The organism is Pseudomonas sp. Ps21-P2, from assembly GCF_039672565.1.
Lineage (GTDB): Bacteria > Pseudomonadota > Gammaproteobacteria > Pseudomonadales > Pseudomonadaceae > Aquipseudomonas.
The window spans coordinates 115,337-132,769 of the sequence record NZ_JBDFPL010000010.1; the positions used below are offsets into that span (position 1 = coordinate 115,337).

Sequence of the window (17,433 nt, forward strand, 5' to 3'; positions counted from 1 at the left end):
ATCGCGAGCAAGCTCACTCCTAAAGTTTGAACCGCAGTCGACGAGGTGACGTCGGCGCTGTTATTGCTTGGCATTGAAGATCAGCACGCCCCACTGCGCGGGTCAACGTGGTCTCAACTGGCGAATACCACCCCATAGGCAGCGCGGGTGGCGTGCCTATAATGTCGCCGCGAATCTGCTGGAGTTTTTTATGTTGCTAAGAGGCCTGACCTGGCTTGTGCTGTTCCAACTGATCGGAACCGCGCTCAATCACCTGTTTCTGTCGATCCTGCCCGGCCCGATCATCGGGCTGGTGCTGTTGATGATCTACCTCATGACCCGCGGCGAAGTCAGTGAACCCATCAGCCTGGCGGCCAGCAGTCTGCTGCGATACCTGCCATTGCTGCTGGTGCCGCCCGCCGTGGGTGTGATGGTGTATGCCGACCAGATCGCCGAGGATTTCTGGGCGATCGTCGGCTCGCTGGTGATTTCCCTGATGGTGTCGCTGACCTTCGCCGGCTGGCTGATGCAGAAACTCATCGACCGTCAGGCCAATCGCCGGGAGCCATCATGAGTCTGGACTGGCACGGCGCCTGGCTGTCGGTGATTCATCACCCCTTGTTCGGTATCGCCATCACGCTGGGCGCGTATCAACTGGTGCTGGCCGGCTACGAGAAAACCCGCTGGGTGTTTTTGCAACCGGTGCTGATTTCGATGCTGGTGGTGATAGGCATACTGGTGAGCTGCGGGCTGTCCTACGTTGAGTACCGCAAAAGCACCGAAATCCTTAGCATTCTGTTGGGCCCGGCAACGGTTGCGCTGGCCGTGCCGCTTTATCTGAACCTGCGGCGCATCCGGCAGCTGTTCTGGCCGGTATTGACTACGCTGGTGGTGGGCGGCGTGCTGGCCACCGGGCTGTGCGTCGGGCTGGGCTGGATGCTCGGCGCCGATCACATGATCCTGATGACCATGGCGCCCAAGTCCGTGACCTCGCCGATCGCCATGCTGGTCGCCGAGCAGATTGGCGGTGTGGCGGCGCTGGCCGCAGTCTTTGTGTTGATAACCGGGGTGATCGGCGGCATATTCGGCCCCGGCCTGCTGACGCTGGCGCGGGTCACCAGCCCGGAAGCCCGCGGCATGGCCCTTGGGCTGACGGCCCACGCGGTGGGTACGTCGGCGGCCCTGCAGGAAAGTGAGGAATGCGGCGCCTTCGCGGCGTTGGCGATGAGTCTGATGGGTGTCGCCACGGCCTTGTTCCTGCCGTTGGCGGTGTCTCTGGTTGCTTGAGGATAGGTTTATGTCGTTGCCGTTGTTTACGCTGCCGCTGTTTCCACTGAACGCCGTGCTGTTCCCGGGGTGCGTGCTCGATCTGCAGCTATTCGAGGCGCGCTACCTCGACATGATTAGCCGCTGCATGAAGCAGGGCGAAGGCTTTGGCGTGGTCTGCATCACTGAGGGCAGTGAAACGGGCGACGTGCCGGACGGTTTCTCGATGATCGGCTGCGAAGCGCGGGTGACCGATTTCCAGAAGCAGGACAACGGCCTGCTCGGCATTCGGGTGGTGGGCGCTCGACGCTTTCGGGTGAAGGACTACAGCACCCAGCGCGACAACCTGCTGATCGGCGAGGTCGAGTGGCTCGACGATCCCGAGGAACAACCGCTGCAAGAGGAGGACGACGACCTGGTCGCGTTACTCGCCGCGCTGGCCGAGCACCCGATGGTGGCCGCGCTGAACATGGGCCTCACCGCGAGCGGTCAGCATTCATTGGCCAATCAACTGGCCTACCTGTTGCCGTTCGCGGAAGAAGACAAGATCGAGCTGCTGGAAATCGAAGACGCCGAACAACGGCTCGATGCGATTCAGGACCTGCTCGACGAAATGCAGGGCGACATGCAGGCCTGAATGCTGTTGTTTTGCGCGGCGCGGACCGGATCGTTCTTCCGGCAGGCCGCGCCTGAGCTGTTTCAGTACTGGTAGCGGATCAAACCGTGGGGGAACGAGTGCAGGCCGAACCCGCCGAAAAGCGCCACCATTGCCGGTAGCACCAGCCACCAGACTTTAATCGGCAGGGCCTCCAACGGCTTTTTGTTCTGCACGAACGCAAGGCTCGCCGCGCAGGTGAAAAACGCCAGCAGCATCCCCGCCGTGACATCCGTCGGCCAATGCACGCCCAGATAGACTCGTGACATCGCGATCGCCAGCGCCGGAATCCCGCCCAGCAGCAGCCACGTCAGGCGCAGCCGCACCGGCTGACCGCGACCGGCAAGCACCGCCAGCGTCATGAACAGCGCAAACGAGGCCGATGCATGTCCGCTCGGCATGCTGTAGGTCCCCAGGGCCTCCGTCAGTACGTCAGGCCGGGCGCGGGCGAAGGTGTATTTCATGCTCTGGTTGATCAGCGCCGCGCCCAGGGTGGTACCGACCGCGAAGATCGCATGGCGCCATTGCCGCGTGACGACCAGCAGGATGGTCAGCAGGGCGGCTGCGCAGAACTGCGTGCGGAAATCCCCCAGGCCCGTCACCATCACCACTAAGTTCTCGGCCGCAGCGCTCCGGCTGGCCTGGACCACGGTCATGATGCCCTGATCGAAATCGGCCAGGTATGGCCAGCCCAGAAAAACACTTCCCAGCAGCACGAAGCAGGTCAGGGCGATGACCTTGGTCGCGTAGGGCTTTTGCCGAAGGCTGCTCTGCACGCTGATGCCCAGCAGCAGCGCGAGCCCGCCGCCCACCACTGCAGCCTGGGGCCAGAAGTTTTCCGGCAGCGGCAGGCGGATGGCCGCACCGGTCGCCCAGCCCGGCAGTATGTAGGCCACAGACCAGCCGGCAGCGGCAATCAAGCTCACACCGGCAAAGCGCACGAACGGCATGTCGCACATCCCGGCCACCATCGGCAGCATCGGGCGCAGCGGGCCGATGAAGCGGCCGACCAGCAGGCTGGCGATGCCGTAGCGCTGGAAGTAGGTCTCGGCGCCGCCGATCCATTCCGGATGATTGCGCAGGCCGGGCAATTGACGAATCTTCTGATGAAAGCGCCGGCCGAGGAAGTACGAGACCAGATCGCCCAATATCCCGCCGAGGAACCCCAGCAACAGCGCTTCACTCAACGGGAGTATGCCGCTGCCGGCCAGTGCGGCGATCGCGAACAGCACAACGGTCCCGGGGACGACGATGCCGGCAATCGCCAGGCACTCGATGAATGCAACGATGAAAATCGCCGCGCCGAGCCAGGAGGGGTTGGCGCTTAGCCAGGAGGTGATGCTGTCGAGCCACGCGCCCATGGGTTCAGTTTCCTTGCTCGATGAAAATATAGTCGCGTCCTTCGACTTGCCCGCGTCTGACCGGGTTCCGTGTGCAGAAGCGGGCATAGGCGGCGTCAACGAACCGGTACATCAGGTGCTCGTCGCGTCCGGCGGGGATGCCGAGGCGTGTCGTTTGGATAATGCGCGGCGGTCGCTGGCCCACGTCCTCGACGAAAAGCCGTTCTTCATCGAAGCGCTGGGCGTCCCACATCGGCACTTTCAGGCCCAGCGCTTTGCACAGCAGCGTCTGCCCGGCGCACAGCCGCTCTGGCGTGCGCACGTTGCCGCTGGCGTCGGGATTATTGAGCAGCATGCGGGCGAGGGCGTTCTCATCGGACACCGCGTCGACCCAGGGATAAGCCGATTTGATCAACACGGCATTGCCCGGACCTTCCGCGCTGAAGTTCAGCGAATCCCCGCCACGGGCGTAATACATATAAATGTGCCCGCCTTCCAGAAACAAAGCCTTACGTTTTTCTGTGTAACCGAGGGACGCATGACTGCCTTTCTCGGCCACGTAATACGCCTCCGTCTCAATAATCCGCGCCGACAACCACAACCCGTCGACCTTGTGGCGGATCACCTTGCCGAGCAACTCCCGGGCAAGCGTCTGAGCATCGCGATGAAAGAAACTGTCCGGCAGGGCGCGTGGCGATTGGTCAGGCATAAACAACGGCAGTCAGAGAATGGACCGCGATCATATCAACATCGGCCTTAATTGGAGCTGAATGGCTAGGCACGCACCGGGGGCAGATCAAAAATCCCATTGCTCACACGGGTGCCTTCCCGGCTAAAGCCGGTCCCACTAAAAGCACCGTGTTCACATAGTGGGACCGGCTTCAGCCGGGAAGCTTTTGATCTGCCTCAACGCGCTTTTGATCTTGATCTTCGTACGCAAAAATTCCAGACACCGCCAAACGCGACTTGGGTGCAGGCTGAACGCAGGGCCCACGCAGCGGGACCGGAGGGAGGGTATTGCGACGAAGGAGCAACCAAACCACCGCATTGAGAACAACAAAACCCCCTTATTCTGACCATCCGCCCGTCGCCGCTGTCGTTCAGCACGCCCGACAGCTATAATCCGCCGCTTTCCCATTTGCCAAGACCCCCGAGACCATGACTGAGTCCGTTCTTGACTACATGACCCGCCTGGGTCGCGCCGCCCGCGAAGCCTCCCGCGTGATCGGCCGTGCCAGCACCGCACAGAAGAACCGCGCCCTCGCAGCCACCGCTGCCGCGCTGGACGCTTCCCGTGCCGAGCTGACCGCCGCCAACGAACAAGACCTCGCTGCTGGCCGCGCCAATGGACTCGAACCCGCTCTGCTCGAACGCCTCTCCCTGACCCCGGCCCGCATCGACAGCATGATCGCCGGCCTGCGTCAGGTCGCCAGCCTGCCAGACCCCATCGGCACCCTGCGTGACATGAACTTCCAGCCGTCCGGCATACAAGTCGGCAAAATGCGCGTGCCACTGGGCGTCGTGGGCATCATCTACGAGTCGCGCCCCAACGTAACCATCGACGCCGCCAGCCTCTGTCTCAAATCCGGTAACGCCACCATCCTCCGTGGCGGTTCCGAAGCCATCAATTCCAACCGCGCCATCGCCGCCTGCATCCAGCGTGGCCTCGACGAAGCCGGCTTGCCTGCCGCCGTCGTACAGGTTGTCGAAACCACCGACCGCGCCGCCGTGGGTGCGTTGATCACCATGCCCGAGTACGTGGACGTCATCGTCCCGCGCGGCGGCAAAGGCCTGATCGAACGCGTCAGCCGCGACGCCAAAGTCCCGGTCATCAAACACCTGGACGGCATCTGCCACGTCTACGTCAGTGCCCACGCCGACCTGGCCGCCGCCCAACGCATCAGCTTCAACGCCAAGACCTACCGGTATGGCATCTGCGGCGCGATGGAAACCCTGCTGGTCGATCAAACCATCGCCGCAGACTTCCTGCCGCCCATGGCCGCCCAGTTCCGCGAAAAAGGCGTCGAGCTGCGCGGCTGCGAGCGCACCCGCGACCTGATCGACGTTTTGCCGGCTACTGAAGAAGACTGGCACACCGAGTACCTGGCGCCGATCCTCTCGATCCGCGTCGTGACCGGTCTGGATCAGGCCATCGAACACATCAATCACTACGGCTCGCATCACAGCGACGCCATCATCTCCGACTCGCAAGCCCAGACTCGCCGCTTCATGGCTGAAGTCGACTCGAGTTCGGTGATGGTCAACGCGCCCACCAGTTTTGCCGACGGTTTCGAATACGGCCTGGGTGCGGAAATCGGCATTTCGACCGACAAGATTCACGCGCGGGGTCCCGTGGGGCTCGAAGGCCTGACCTGCGAGAAATACATCGTCGTCGGCGATGGCACACAATTGCGCGGGCAGGGGCCGGTCTGACTTGGCCGACGTCGGTCAGGCTTCAGTGAGCGGCGCCCAGGCAGTGGCCGATCCGATTGCGGTTCCGCTGAACACTGCACGGGTGCCCCAGCGCATCGGCATACTCGGCGGCACGTTCGACCCGGTGCACATTGGCCATTTGCGTGGCGCACTGGAAGTCGCCGAGCTGCTGAAACTCGATGAGCTGCGTCTGACGCCCAGCGCCCGACCGCCTCATCGCGACACGCCGAGCGTTTCGGCGCAGGACCGTCTGGCGATGGTCCAGTGCGCGGTGGCCGGTGTGCCGCCATTGACGGTGGATGATCGCGAGCTGTTGCGCGACAAGCCGTCGTACACGATCGACACGCTGGAATCGATGCGCGCGGAACTCGCCGCCGATGACCAGCTATTTTTATTGCTGGGTTGGGACGCCTTTTGCGGGCTGCCTTCCTGGCATCGGTGGGAAGAGTTGCTGGAGCACTGCCATATCGTGGTGCTGCAACGCCCGGACGCCGACAGCGAGTCCCCGGATGCGATGCGAAATCTGCTCGCGGGACGTGCCGTCAGTGATCCGAAGGCCCTCAAAGGGCCCGGCGGAAAGATTACGTTCGTCTGGCAGACGCCGCTTTCGGTGTCTGCCACCCAGATCCGTCAACTGCTGGCCAGCGGTAAGTCGGTACGTTTTCTGGTGCCAGACGCGGTACTGGCCTATATCGATACGCACGGGCTGTACCGTGCGTCGAACTGAAGGTGTGTTGCTACGCAGCCAAGTGCGCGAAGAAACGCCCAAACATACGAGTTGAAAGAGTTTTTTATGACTGACAAACGCGCTGTAAACCCAATCATCGAAGTGATCAGGGCTGCCCTGGACGACGTCAAGGCCCAGGATATCCAGGTGCTGGACGTTCGTGACAAACAAAGCATCACCGACTACATGGTCATCGCGACCGGTACTTCCAATCGCCAGATCAACGCGATGCTCGACAAGGTCCGTGAAGAAGTCAAAAAACAGGGCCTCAAGCCGCTGGGCGAAGAAGGCAAGGGCGACAGCGACTGGGTGCTGCTGGACCTGGACATCGCCATCGTCCACATGATGACCGCCTCCGCTCGCCAGTTTTACGACCTCGAGCGTCTGTGGGCCGGTGCCGAGCAGAGCCGTTCGGCCAGCGCTGCACACCACAGCCCGGAAAACGCTCACGTGCATTTTGACAAGCTGAACAAAGACCAGGCCTAAGGCTTCGTTGTGCGTTTGCGTCTGATCGCCGTTGGTTCCCGCATGCCCAAGTGGGTGGAAGAGGGTTGGCATGAATATGCCAAGCGTCTGCCATCCGAACTGGCGCTGGAGCTGGTGGAAATCCCGCTCAACACCCGTGGCAAGAACGCCGACGTGGCACGCCTCATCCGTCAGGAAGGCGAGGCCATGCTGGCGAAAGTGCAGCCGGGCGAGCGGATCGTCACGCTTGAAGTGCATGGCAAGCCATGGAGCACCGAGCAACTGGCGGGCGAGCTCGATCGCTGGCGTCTGGATTCGCGCACGGTCAACCTGATGGTCGGCGGTCCGGAAGGGCTGGCGCCGGAAGTCTGTGCACGGGCCGAGCAGCGTTGGTCGTTGTCGCCGCTGACGTTGCCGCACCCGCTGGTGCGCATTCTCATCGGTGAGCAGATTTATCGTGCCTGGACCGTGCTGTCCGGTCACCCTTATCACAAGTAGCGCCGCTGCCTTCACTGTGAACCTGCCCTAAATGTCTCAGCCGATTCGCCTGAAAGACCACGAAAAGGACGCACGCCTGGTGCGCAGCCGAGTCGTGGTCGGCGCAGTCGCGGTCGTCGTGCTGATCTGCGTGCTGGTCGCGCGGCTGTATTTCCTGCAGGTCATCCAGTACGAGTACCACTCGACGCTGTCCGAGAACAATCGCGTTCACGTGCAGCCGATCCCGCCGAGCCGCGGGCTGATTTACGACCGTAACGGTGTGGTCATTGCCGATAACCGGCCCAGTTTCAGCCTGAGCATGACCCGCGAACGCTCGGGTGACTGGACCCAGGTGCTGGACACCATCGTCCAGGTCCTTGAGTTGACGCCTGACGACCGGATCATCTTCGAAAAACGCATGAAGCAGGGTCGCCGGCCGTTTGAGCCGGTGCCCATCCTGTTCGAACTCACCGAAGAGCAGATCGCCCGTATCGCCGTTAACCAGTTCCGCCTGCCGGGGGTTGAAGTGGTGGCGCAGCTGGTTCGCCACTACCCACAGGGCGAGCACTTCGCCCACTCGGTGGGTTACATGGGCCGGATCAACGAGAAAGAGCTGAAAAGCCTCGATCCCGTGAACTACAGCGGCACCCACCACATGGGCAAAACCGGGATCGAGCGTTTCTACGAGCCCGAGCTGCACGGTCAGGTCGGTTACGAAGAAGTCGAAACCAATGCCCGCGGCCGCGTACTGCGCGTGCTCAAACGGACCGATCCGGTGCCCGGCAAGGACATCGTCCTGAGCCTCGACATCCAGTTGCAGGAAGCCGCCGAAGCCGCGTTGGCCGGGCGTCGCGGCGCGGTGGTGGCCCTTGATCCGAACACCGGCGAGGTACTGGCGATGGTCAGTCAGCCGAGCTTCGACCCGAACCTGTTCGTCACCGGCATCAGCTTCAAGGCCTATTCCGAACTGCGCGATTCGGTTGACCGCCCGCTGTTCAACCGTATTCTGCGGGGTCTGTACCCGCCGGGTTCTACCATCAAGCCGGCGGTGGCGATTGCCGGTCTCGACACCGGCGTGGTCACGGCCAGCACACGGGTTTTCGACCCCGGCTACTACATGCTGCCGAACTACGATCACAAATACCGTAACTGGAACCGCACCGGCGATGGCTGGGTGGATCTGGACACGGCGATCATGCGCTCCAACGACACCTACTTTTACGATCTGGCCCACAAGGTCGGGATCGATCGGCTGTCGGCGTACCTGAACAAGTTCGGCATCGGCCAGAAGGTGTCGTTGGACATGTTTGAAGAATCCCCCGGCCTGATGCCGTCCCGTGACTGGAAGCGTGTCACCCGGCGGCAGGCCTGGTTCCCGGGGGAAACACTCATTCTGGGGATCGGCCAGGGCTATATGCAGGCCACGCCGTTGCAGCTGGCCCAGGCCACCGCGCTGGTGGCGAACAAGGGCAAATGGAACCGTCCGCACTTGGCAAAAACCGTCGAAGGGCAGAAGCCGGTGGACGAAAACCCGATGCCGGACATTGTCCTGCGTGATCCCTCGGACTGGGGCAAGGTCAACCACGGCATGCAGCAAGTGATGCACGGCGCTCGCGGTACCGCGCGCAAAGCCGCCATCGGTGCCCAATACCGAATCGCCGGCAAGAGTGGTACGGCTCAGGTCGTGGCCATTCGGCAGGGCGAGAAATACGACCGCTCGAAAGTCCAGGAACGCCACCGCGACCACGCTTTGTTTGTCGGCTTCGCGCCGGCCGACAGCCCGAAGATTGTCGTTGCGGTGATGATCGAAAACGGCGAGTCCGGGTCGGGCGTTGCCGCGCCCGTGGTGCGGCAGGTCATGGACGCCTGGCTGCTTGATCCACAGGGCCACTTGAAACCCGAATACGCCAGCAATGCACAGCCTCCGGAGAACGCGGCCCGTGAAGAGTAATTTCGACCGCATCTTGTCCAGCGAAGATGTGATGCGCCGTCGCGCCACGTTTCTGCAGAAAATTCACGTCGACGGCCCATTGCTGATCCTGCTTCTGACGTTGGCGGCGGGCAGTCTGTTCGTGCTCTATTCGGCCAGCGGCAAGAGTTGGGACCTGCTGATCAAGCAGGCGACCTCCTTCGGCATCGGCTTGGTGTCGATGTTTGTCATCGCCCAGCTCGAACCCAGGTTCATGGCCCGCTGGGTGCCCGCCGCCTACGTGATCGGCGTTTTGCTGCTGGTGGCGGTGGACGTCATGGGCCACAACGCCATGGGCGCCACGCGCTGGATCAACATTCCCGGGGTCATTCGCTTTCAGCCCTCGGAATTCATGAAGATCATCATGCCGGCGACCATCGCCTGGTACCTGTCCAAGCGCACGCTGCCGCCGCACCTCAGGCACGTGGCGGTGAGCCTCGGGCTGATTGGTCTGCCGTTCATTCTGATCGTGCGTCAGCCGGACCTCGGCACCTCGCTGCTGATTCTGGCGTCCGGCACCTTCGTGCTGTTCATGGCCGGCCTGCGCTGGCGCTGGATCATCAGCGTGGTGGCGGCCGCAGTACCGGTGGCGGTCGGCATGTGGTTCTTCTTCATGCACGATTACCAGAAGCAGCGGATCCTGACCTTCCTCGACCCGGAGAGCGATCCGCTCGGCACCGGCTGGAACATCATTCAGTCCAAGGCAGCGATCGGTTCGGGCGGCGTGTTCGGCAAAGGCTGGCTCATGGGCACGCAGTCGCACTTGGACTTCCTCCCGGAAAGCCACACCGACTTCATCATTGCGGTGCTCGGCGAAGAATTCGGGCTGGTGGGGATTTGCGCGCTGCTGCTGATCTACCTGCTGCTGATCGGCCGCGGGCTGGTGATCACCGCCCAGGCGCAGACGCTCTACGGCAAGCTGCTCGCAGGCAGCCTGACCATGACCTTTTTTGTTTACGTTTTCGTCAATATCGGTATGGTCAGCGGTCTGCTGCCGGTCGTAGGCGTGCCGTTGCCCTTCATTAGCTACGGCGGAACTTCGCTGGTGACGCTGCTGTCAGCGTTTGGTGTTTTGATGTCGATCCACACGCATCGCAAGTGGATCGCTCAGGTTTGATTAAGGTGAAGAACTCAATGCAAGTAGTGCGTGGCTGGGCTGCTCGATATGCGCCGCTGGTCGGTCTGATGGGCATCTTCGGCTCAGTGCAGGAATCACTTGCCGGTGACTATGACGGCTCTCCTCAAGTCGCCCAGTTCGTCAGCGAAATGACCCGCGATTATGGTTTTGCGGGCGAGCAACTGATCGATGTGTTCCGCGATGTGCAGCGCAAGCAGGCAATTCTCGATGCCATTTCGAAACCTGCCGAGCGTGTGAAGCCGTGGAAGGACTATCGCCCGATGTTCCTCACCGACGCGCGCGTTGCCCGGGGCGTCGACTTCTGGCGTCAGCACGAGGCCGCTCTGGCGCGCGCCCAGCAAGAGTATGGCGTGCCCGCTCAGGTCATCGTTTCGATTATCGGCGTCGAGACGTTTTTCGGCCGCAACACCGGGAATTACCGGGTGATGGACGCATTGTCGACGCTGGCGTTCGACTATCCCCAGCGCGCTGATTTCTTCCGCAAGGAGCTCCGTGAATTCCTGCTCCTGTCCCGCGAACAGCAGGTCGATCCGCTGACGCTCAAAGGCTCCTACGCCGGCGCCATGGGTCTGCCCCAGTTCATGCCGAGCAGCTTTCGCGCCTATGCAGTGGATTTCGACGGCGACGGCCACATCAATATCTGGAACGACCCGGACGATGCAATCGGCAGCGTGGCCAGCTACTTTCAGCGTCACGGCTGGGTGGCCGGTCAGCCGGTTGTCAGCCGCGCGGACGTTCGCGGTGACCGCGTTGACGAGGGCTTGAGCCCCGGCATCGATCCGGTGAAAAACGTTGGGGAGTTGCGAGCGTTGGGCTGGGCGAGTCATGATGCGCTGCGCGACGACATGCCGGTCACGGCGTTTCGCCTCGATGGTGACAAAGGCCCTGAATACTGGATGGGTCTGAAGAATTTTTACGCAATCACGCGGTACAACCGCAGCGTGATGTACGCCATGGCCGTGCATCAGCTGTCTGAAATGCTTGTTCAAGCCCGGGACGTCAAGTAATGCGGCCACTGCCGATGCAACAACCATTGAAACTGATGGCCTTCACGGCGCTGACTTTGCTGATCGTCAGTTGCTCGACCAGCCGCCCGACGACCACGACGCAGCGGCAGCAGGGCAACATCATTCGTTCGCAGCCCGGGCTGGACATCAACAGGGCGCACAAAGACGGCGCGCCCTGGTGGGATGTTGACGTTTCGCGCATCCCCGACGCCATTCCGACTCTGCACACCGGCCCCTATAAGGCCAACCCGTACACCGTGCTGGGCAAGACCTATTTCCCGCTCAGCGATTCCAAGACCTATTCCCAGACGGGAACGGCGTCCTGGTACGGCACCAAATTCCATGGCCAGAACACCGCCAATGGCGAGGTCTATGACCTGTACGGCATGAGCGCGGCCCACAAGACCCTGCCGCTGCCCAGCTATGTTCGCGTGACCAATCTGGACAACAACCGCACGGTGATCCTGCGGGTCAACGACCGCGGCCCGTTCTATTCCGACCGCATCATCGACCTGTCCTACGCCGCAGCCAAAAAGCTGGGTTATGCCGAGACCGGGACGGCACGGGTAAAAGTCGAAGGCATCGACCCTTCTCAGTATTGGGCGCAGCGCGGCAAACCGGCGCCGCTGATGCTGGATCAGCCGCAGATGGCGAGCAGCAATCCTCCGGCGCGTCAGCCGCAACCGGGCGCTCCGGTGATTACCGCATCAGCGGGTACGATCGAACAATGGACACCGCCGCCGCAGCAACATGCCGCCCCGGTCACACCCGTGCCGATCGACGCAAAAAAAAACGCTTCCGGACAAGCGTCTGGGCTGTTTCTCCAAGTGGGAGCCTTCGCCAACCCGGACGCTGCGGAACTCCTGAGGTCGAAATTGAGCGGGATGGTCCGGGCGCCGGTGTTCGTGAGTTCGATCGCACGCAATCAACAGACGCTCTATCGCGTGCGGATGGGACCGGTCGACACGCCGGGTGAAGCCCAGCAACTGCAAAACAGCGTAAGGTCGGCCAATCTCGGCTCGCCAAGCGTCGTCACGTCGGACCAGTAACGCTTTTATCAGCGATACCCGCCCCGGAAACGGAGGCGAGTTTCGCTGCCTGACCGACGACGTGCCGACCGGGTTTGTCGTTGTCAGCAGCTTTTCACGGCACGTTCTGTAGAATGTGAGCCCGTTTGCCGGGGTAGCCCGGCACCCGCTTTGCCCGCAAGGGCATGTTTGCCCATTAGCATTTTCGAGAGACGGATGAACATCACCAGCTTTGCAAAACGCCTTTGCCTGCTAATCCCGCTATTCACCGCGCCTGCCGTGTTTGCGGCAGAACAGATGACGCCATCGCCACCGCAACTGGCTGCCAAGGCTTATGTGCTGATGGACGCCAACAGCGGCAACGTTCTGGTCGAAAACAATGGCGACCAGCGCCTGCCACCGGCCAGTCTGACCAAGCTGATGACCGCCTACATCGCCACGCTGGAAATCCGTCGCGGCCAGATTGGCGAAAACGACCCTGTCACCGTCAGCGAAAACGCCTGGCGCACCGGCGGTTCGCGGATGTTCATCAAGGTGGGCAGCCAGGTCACCGTCAGCGACTTGCTGCACGGCATCATCATTCAGTCGGGTAACGACGCCAGCGTTGCGCTTTCCGAGCACATCGCCGGCAGCGAAGACGCCTTCGCCGACCTGATGAACAAGACCGCTGCCGACCTGGGCATGGTCAACAGCCACTTCATGAACCCGACCGGCCTGCCGAACCCTGATCATTACGCCACGGCCCATGACATGGCCTTGCTGGCGCGCGCGATCATCCACGAAGACCCGGCTCACTACGCGATCTACTCGCAGAAAGAGTTCTTCTGGAACGGCATCAAACAGCCGAACCGCAACCTGCTGCTGTGGCGTGACAAGACCGTTGACGGTCTGAAAACCGGTCACACCGAAGAAGCCGGCTACTGCATGGTGTCCTCGGCCGTTCGTGATGGCATGCGTCTGATTGCGGTCGTGTTCGGCACCAACAGCGAGCAAGCTCGTGCTGCCGAGACCCAGAAGCTGCTGACCTACGGTTTCCGCTTCTTCGAAACCCAGACCTTCTATCAGAAGGGCACCGAGCTGGCTCAGGCGCCGGTCTGGAAAGGCACAGAGCGTCAAGTCAAAGCCGGCCTGGCTGAAGACCTGACCATGACCATGCCAAAAGGCGAGCTGAAGAAGCTGGCCGCCAGCATGACCATGAACCCGCAACTGGTTGCACCGATCGCCAAAGGCGACGTTATCGGCAAGGTTGAAGTCAAACTGGACGACAAGGTCGTGCACAGCGCCAACCTGATCGCTCTGGATGCCGTCGACGAAGGTGGTATCTTCCGCCGCCTGTGGGATAGCATCCGCCTGTTCTTCTACGGTCTGTTCAACTGATCAACGATTGATCAAAAACTGACCGTTGCTCCGTACGCCCCCGTCGCCGAACGCGCCGGGGGCCTGTCCGTTTTCCGGCTTACGAGGCCGTTACTGCCATGACAGATACCGAAGTAAAAGCGCCAAAAATCGAATTTCCCTGCGCCGACTATCCCATCAAGATCATCGGCGACACGGGCGTGGGCTTCAAAGACAGGGTCATCGAGATCCTCGAGAAGCACGCCACCGTCGACATGAAGACCCTGGCGGAGCGCCAGAGCAGCAACGGTAAATACACCACCGTTCAGCTGCACATCATCGCCACTGGTCAAGACCAGCTGTACGACATCAATAGCGAATTGCGGGCCACCGGCTTCGTGCACATGGTGCTGTGATGGGCGCGGTTCTGGGCTTTCGTGAACTCGGGCTGACCGACTACGAGCCCACCTGGCAGGCCATGAAACGCTTCACCGACGGCCGCGACCGCGAAACCGCCGACGAGGTCTGGCTTGTGCAGCATCCGCCCGTCTTCACCCAGGGCCAGTCCGGCAAGCCCGAGCATTTGTTGCTGCCGGGGGATATCCCGGTGGTGCAGGTCGATCGCGGCGGCCAAGTGACTTATCATGGCCCCGGCCAACTGGTCGCTTACTTGCTGCTGGACGTGCGCCGTCTGGGCTTCGGTGTTCGCGAACTGGTCACCCGGATCGAGCGCAGCCTGATCGATCTGCTGGCCAGTTACGGCGTAGACGCCGCAGCCAAGCCCGATGCACCGGGGGTTTATGTCGACGGCGCCAAGATTGCCTCGCTGGGGCTGCGCATCCGCAACGGCTGTTCGTTTCACGGCCTTGCGTTGAACGTCGATATGGATCTGGACCCTTTTAAACGGATTAATCCCTGCGGGTATGCGGGGCTGGCGATGACCCAGCTGCGCGAACAGGCAGGTCCGATTGAATTTGCCGAGGTTAGTGCCCGGCTGCGTGCGCAGCTCGTCAAACACCTCGACTACGCTGAGCAGACGACCCTAACGGGCGGAATCGATTGATATGACTACTGCGTATGAGGCAGCTGACACTGTCGTGAATACAGAGAATGCCGTACAGACCCTGATCCCGACGGTGAGCGTGACCACGCCCGAGCGTGTGGCGCGTCCGAAAGTGGAGGCCGGCGTGAAGCTGCGCGGCGCGGAAAAAGTCGCGCGCATCCCGGTGAAGATCATACCCACGGTCGATCTGCCGAAGAAGCCGGACTGGATTCGCGTGCGCATCCCGGTCTCGCCGGAAGTCGACCGCATCAAAGCGCTGCTGCGCAAGCACAAGCTGCACAGCGTGTGCGAAGAGGCGTCTTGCCCGAACCTGGGCGAATGCTTCTCCGGCGGCACCGCGACCTTCATGATCATGGGCGACATCTGCACCCGTCGCTGCCCGTTCTGCGACGTCGGTCATGGCCGCCCGAAAGCGCTGGACACCGATGAGCCGAAGAACCTGGCCGTCGCCATCGCCGACCTGAAACTCAAGTACGTCGTGATCACTTCCGTGGACCGTGACGACCTGCGCGACGGCGGTGCTCAGCATTTTGCCGACTGCATTCGCGAGATCCGCCTGCTGTCGCCGAACGTGCAGCTGGAGACCCTGGTCCCGGATTACCGTGGCCGCATGGACATCGCGCTGGAAATCACCGCGGCGACGCCGCCAGACGTCTTCAACCACAACCTGGAAACCGTGCCGCGCCTGTACAAGGCTGCGCGCCCGGGTTCGGATTACCAGTGGTCGCTGACCCTGCTCAAGCGCTTCAAGGAAATGGTCCCTCACGTCCCGACCAAATCCGGGCTGATGCTGGGGCTGGGCGAGACCGACGAAGAAGTCATCGAAGTCATGCAGCGCATGCGCGAGCACAACATCGACATGCTGACCCTGGGTCAGTACCTGCAACCATCGCGTAACCATTTGCCGGTCCAGCGCTTCGTCCACCCGGACGTCTTCGACTGGTTCGCCGAAGAAGGCTACAAGATGGGCTTCAAGAATGTCGCCTCTGGCCCGCTGGTTCGCTCCTCGTACCACGCGGACGAACAAGCCAAGCTGGTCAAGTCGCTGCTCACGGCGGGCTGATCACAGCGTCGTTGATGCAGAAAGCAAAACGGGCCGGATAGAAATATCCGGCCCGTTTTTTTGCGTTGCGTTTAGCTGTGCCGGAATCTACGGCTGGCGCAACTGCTGCAGCAGCTCTTGCGTCGGGTACCCGTCCGCCGGCCAGCCAAAGGATTGCTGCGCACTGCGAATCGCCTTACGCGTGTTGGCGCCGATGATCCCGTCCGGGGCGCCTGCGTCGTACTGTCGGGCCGAGAGCAGCGTCTGCAACTCGATACGCTCGGAGCGGCTCAGCGGACGATCACCCCGCGGCCAGCTGCCCTGCACATAACCGCCGCCACTGAACCGCTCGGACAGCAACCCGATGGCCAGTGCATAGGACGACGAGTTGTTGTACTTGAGGATGGCGCGGAAGTTGTCCATCACCAGAAAGGCTGGGCCTTTGTAGCCGGCGGGCAACAGCAAGGCCGCCTGCTGTTGCAGCAAATTGGCCGGCAACGCTGAACCGTTTGGCAGCTTCAGCCCCAGCTGTTGCCATTCGCTGATGGATTTACGGGTTGAAGCGTCGGCCAGCGCGTAGTCGAAACCCTGAGCCAGTTGCACCTCAAAGCCCCACGGCTGGCCTTTCTGCCAGCCCGAGCTTTGCAGGTAATGTGCGGTGGAGGCGAGGGCGTCGGTGGGGGAGTTCCAGATGTCACGGCGACCGTCGCCGTCGAAATCCACCGCGTGGGTGTTGTAGGTCGTCGGTATGAACTGCGTCTGGCCCATGGCGCCGGCCCACGAGCCCAGCATGCTCGGCGCATCGATATCGCCGTGCTGGATGATCTGCAGCGCGGCGATCAGCTGGTCCTGGGCAAACTGAGGTCGGCGGCCTTCATAGGCCAGCGTCGCCAGTGAGCGAATCACCGATTGCGTGCCCTGGAACTGACCGAAGCTGCTCTCCATGCCCCACACGGCGATCAGTGCCTGGCGATCGACGCCATAACGCTGCTCGATGGCGCTCAGCGCATCGGCGTATTGGTTGAGCAGGGCCTGACCCTTGCGCACGCGTACAGCCGACATGGCGCCATCGAGGTATTCCCACACCGGGCGGCTGAACTCCGGCTGGCTGCGATCGGCCTTGACCACGCTCATGTCCGGGGTGACGCCGGCAAACGCGCTATCGAACACATCGGGCCGCACACCCGCGTTCAGCGCCAGAGCACGGAACTGGCTCTGCCACTCGCTGAAGGTCATTGCGGGCTGGATTTCAAAGTTGCCGTCGTCGGGTTGCGCAACAGCGCCAGAAGGCGTGGGCAGGTTCTTGACGACTTGGGCCGCGGGCGCGGACTGGAGGGGGGTGGCAACGGCAGCGGTAGGCTGCTCGGCACAGGCAACCAGCGCGAAGAGGCTGGAGGCGGCGATCAACTGGCGAAGGTGCCAGCGACGGGGAAAGCTTGGGGGCATTCTGGGGTCCACAGGGCTAAACCGGAAGGTGCAGACCTTAACATGCCGGCCCTGTTGGTGGGG

18 protein-coding genes are annotated in these 17,433 nt (G+C 62.0%); 15 read left to right on the forward strand and 3 right to left on the reverse strand.

Going from position 1 to position 17,433, the window contains the following annotated elements; all coding sequences use genetic code 11:
* The first annotated feature begins 190 nt into the window (after positions 1-190).
* Genes ABEH28_RS23505 through ABEH28_RS23515 form a run of 3 tightly spaced genes read left to right on the forward strand, consistent with a single transcriptional unit; the run spans position 191 to position 1,882 of the window.
* Positions 191-553: a CidA/LrgA family protein gene (locus ABEH28_RS23505; protein ID WP_065988384.1), complete on the forward strand. Its 363-nt coding sequence runs from the start codon at positions 191-193 to the stop codon at positions 551-553.
* Entirely contained in the window at positions 550-1,266 is a 717-nt protein-coding gene (locus tag ABEH28_RS23510; protein WP_346631207.1) for an LrgB family protein, read from the forward strand. Before ABEH28_RS23505 ends, ABEH28_RS23510 begins: the two co-directional genes overlap by 4 nt.
* A 10-nt stretch (positions 1,267-1,276) precedes the next feature.
* Positions 1,277-1,882: an LON peptidase substrate-binding domain-containing protein gene (locus ABEH28_RS23515; RefSeq protein WP_192173767.1), complete on the forward strand. Its 606-nt coding sequence runs from the start codon at positions 1,277-1,279 to the stop codon at positions 1,880-1,882.
* A 62-nt stretch (positions 1,883-1,944) separates the two neighbouring features.
* Here the strand turns inward: ABEH28_RS23515 and ABEH28_RS23520 are convergent, their stop codons facing one another.
* Together ABEH28_RS23520 and ABEH28_RS23525 are read right to left on the reverse strand one after the other, a co-directional pair.
* Positions 1,945-3,261, reverse strand: coding sequence for a bifunctional DedA family/phosphatase PAP2 family protein (locus ABEH28_RS23520; RefSeq protein ID WP_346631208.1), 1,317 nt, complete (start codon positions 3,259-3,261; stop codon positions 1,945-1,947).
* A gap of 4 nt (positions 3,262-3,265) precedes the next feature.
* A complete protein-coding gene (locus ABEH28_RS23525; protein ID WP_346631209.1) occupies positions 3,266-3,949 on the reverse strand; it encodes a DNA-3-methyladenine glycosylase in 684 nt (227 codons plus the stop codon).
* A 449-nt stretch (positions 3,950-4,398) separates the two neighbouring features.
* Between ABEH28_RS23525 and ABEH28_RS23530 the strand changes: the two genes are divergently transcribed.
* The 12 genes from ABEH28_RS23530 to lipA all read left to right on the forward strand — a co-directional run bounded on the left by ABEH28_RS23530 (position 4,399) and on the right by lipA (position 15,945).
* Entirely contained in the window at positions 4,399-5,673 is a 1,275-nt protein-coding gene (locus ABEH28_RS23530; protein ID WP_346631210.1) for a glutamate-5-semialdehyde dehydrogenase, read from the forward strand.
* Positions 5,674-5,755: 82 nt separating this feature from the next.
* Positions 5,756-6,400 carry a nicotinate-nucleotide adenylyltransferase gene (nadD, locus tag ABEH28_RS23535; protein ID WP_108121747.1) on the forward strand — a complete coding sequence of 215 codons (645 nt, stop codon included), beginning with the start codon at positions 5,756-5,758 and terminating at the stop codon, positions 6,398-6,400.
* A gap of 66 nt (positions 6,401-6,466) precedes the next feature.
* On the forward strand, positions 6,467-6,886 hold the full coding sequence (gene rsfS / locus ABEH28_RS23540) for a ribosome silencing factor (protein WP_192173763.1): 420 nt from the start codon (positions 6,467-6,469) through the stop codon (positions 6,884-6,886).
* 9 nt (positions 6,887-6,895) lie between these two features.
* The gene (rlmH, locus tag ABEH28_RS23545) at positions 6,896-7,363 is read left to right on the forward strand and encodes a 23S rRNA (pseudouridine(1915)-N(3))-methyltransferase RlmH (RefSeq protein ID WP_037017961.1); all 468 of its coding nucleotides are present in this window, start codon (positions 6,896-6,898) and stop codon (positions 7,361-7,363) included.
* 31 nt (positions 7,364-7,394) lie between these two features.
* Positions 7,395-9,293, forward strand: coding sequence for a penicillin-binding protein 2 (gene mrdA, locus ABEH28_RS23550; RefSeq protein WP_346631211.1), 1,899 nt, complete (start codon positions 7,395-7,397; stop codon positions 9,291-9,293).
* Between the two features lie 31 nt (positions 9,294-9,324).
* Positions 9,325-10,428 carry a rod shape-determining protein RodA gene (gene rodA, locus ABEH28_RS23555; protein WP_346631274.1) on the forward strand — a complete coding sequence of 368 codons (1,104 nt, stop codon included), beginning with the start codon at positions 9,325-9,327 and terminating at the stop codon, positions 10,426-10,428.
* 17 nt (positions 10,429-10,445) lie between these two features.
* Positions 10,446-11,456: a lytic murein transglycosylase B gene (mltB, locus tag ABEH28_RS23560; protein WP_282367188.1), complete on the forward strand. Its 1,011-nt coding sequence runs from the start codon at positions 10,446-10,448 to the stop codon at positions 11,454-11,456.
* Entirely contained in the window at positions 11,456-12,505 is a 1,050-nt protein-coding gene (locus tag ABEH28_RS23565; RefSeq protein WP_346631212.1) for a septal ring lytic transglycosylase RlpA family protein, read from the forward strand. The genes mltB and ABEH28_RS23565 overlap by 1 nt, the downstream gene beginning before the upstream one ends.
* 195 nt (positions 12,506-12,700) lie before the next feature.
* Entirely contained in the window at positions 12,701-13,861 is a 1,161-nt protein-coding gene (locus tag ABEH28_RS23570; RefSeq protein WP_282367192.1) for a D-alanyl-D-alanine carboxypeptidase family protein, read from the forward strand.
* Between the two features lie 98 nt (positions 13,862-13,959).
* Positions 13,960-14,235: a DUF493 domain-containing protein gene (locus ABEH28_RS23575; protein WP_074892711.1), complete on the forward strand. Its 276-nt coding sequence runs from the start codon at positions 13,960-13,962 to the stop codon at positions 14,233-14,235.
* Entirely contained in the window at positions 14,235-14,882 is a 648-nt protein-coding gene (gene lipB / locus ABEH28_RS23580) for a lipoyl(octanoyl) transferase LipB (protein WP_346631213.1), read from the forward strand. The genes ABEH28_RS23575 and lipB overlap by 1 nt, the downstream gene beginning before the upstream one ends.
* 1 nt (position 14,883) lies before the next feature.
* Positions 14,884-15,945 (forward strand): lipoyl synthase, encoded by a 1,062-nt coding sequence (gene lipA, locus ABEH28_RS23585; protein WP_244655991.1) that lies wholly within the window; start codon positions 14,884-14,886, stop codon positions 15,943-15,945.
* An 87-nt stretch (positions 15,946-16,032) separates the two neighbouring features.
* Here the strand turns inward: lipA and ABEH28_RS23590 are convergent, their stop codons facing one another.
* Entirely contained in the window at positions 16,033-17,370 is a 1,338-nt protein-coding gene (locus tag ABEH28_RS23590) for a lytic murein transglycosylase (protein ID WP_346631214.1), read from the reverse strand.
* Positions 17,371-17,433: the final 63 nt, after the last annotated feature.

Coding starts and splice junctions, on each gene's coding strand:
- ABEH28_RS23505 (WP_065988384.1), top strand. CDS start 191: ATGTTGCTAAGAGGCCTGACCTGGCTTGTGCTGTTCCAACTGATCGGA.
- ABEH28_RS23510 (WP_346631207.1), top strand. CDS start 550: ATGAGTCTGGACTGGCACGGCGCCTGGCTGTCGGTGATTCATCACCCC.
- ABEH28_RS23515 (WP_192173767.1), top strand. CDS start 1,277: ATGTCGTTGCCGTTGTTTACGCTGCCGCTGTTTCCACTGAACGCCGTG.
- ABEH28_RS23520 (WP_346631208.1), bottom strand. CDS start 3,261: ATGGGCGCGTGGCTCGACAGCATCACCTCCTGGCTAAGCGCCAACCCC.
- ABEH28_RS23525 (WP_346631209.1), bottom strand. CDS start 3,949: ATGCCTGACCAATCGCCACGCGCCCTGCCGGACAGTTTCTTTCATCGC.
- ABEH28_RS23530 (WP_346631210.1), top strand. CDS start 4,399: ATGACTGAGTCCGTTCTTGACTACATGACCCGCCTGGGTCGCGCCGCC.
- rsfS (WP_192173763.1), top strand. CDS start 6,467: ATGACTGACAAACGCGCTGTAAACCCAATCATCGAAGTGATCAGGGCT.
- mrdA (WP_346631211.1), top strand. CDS start 7,395: ATGTCTCAGCCGATTCGCCTGAAAGACCACGAAAAGGACGCACGCCTG.
- rodA (WP_346631274.1), top strand. CDS start 9,325: ATGCGCCGTCGCGCCACGTTTCTGCAGAAAATTCACGTCGACGGCCCA.
- mltB (WP_282367188.1), top strand. CDS start 10,446: ATGCAAGTAGTGCGTGGCTGGGCTGCTCGATATGCGCCGCTGGTCGGT.
- ABEH28_RS23565 (WP_346631212.1), top strand. CDS start 11,456: ATGCGGCCACTGCCGATGCAACAACCATTGAAACTGATGGCCTTCACG.
- ABEH28_RS23570 (WP_282367192.1), top strand. CDS start 12,701: ATGAACATCACCAGCTTTGCAAAACGCCTTTGCCTGCTAATCCCGCTA.
- ABEH28_RS23575 (WP_074892711.1), top strand. CDS start 13,960: ATGACAGATACCGAAGTAAAAGCGCCAAAAATCGAATTTCCCTGCGCC.
- lipB (WP_346631213.1), top strand. CDS start 14,235: ATGGGCGCGGTTCTGGGCTTTCGTGAACTCGGGCTGACCGACTACGAG.
- lipA (WP_244655991.1), top strand. CDS start 14,884: ATGACTACTGCGTATGAGGCAGCTGACACTGTCGTGAATACAGAGAAT.
- ABEH28_RS23590 (WP_346631214.1), bottom strand. CDS start 17,370: ATGCCCCCAAGCTTTCCCCGTCGCTGGCACCTTCGCCAGTTGATCGCC.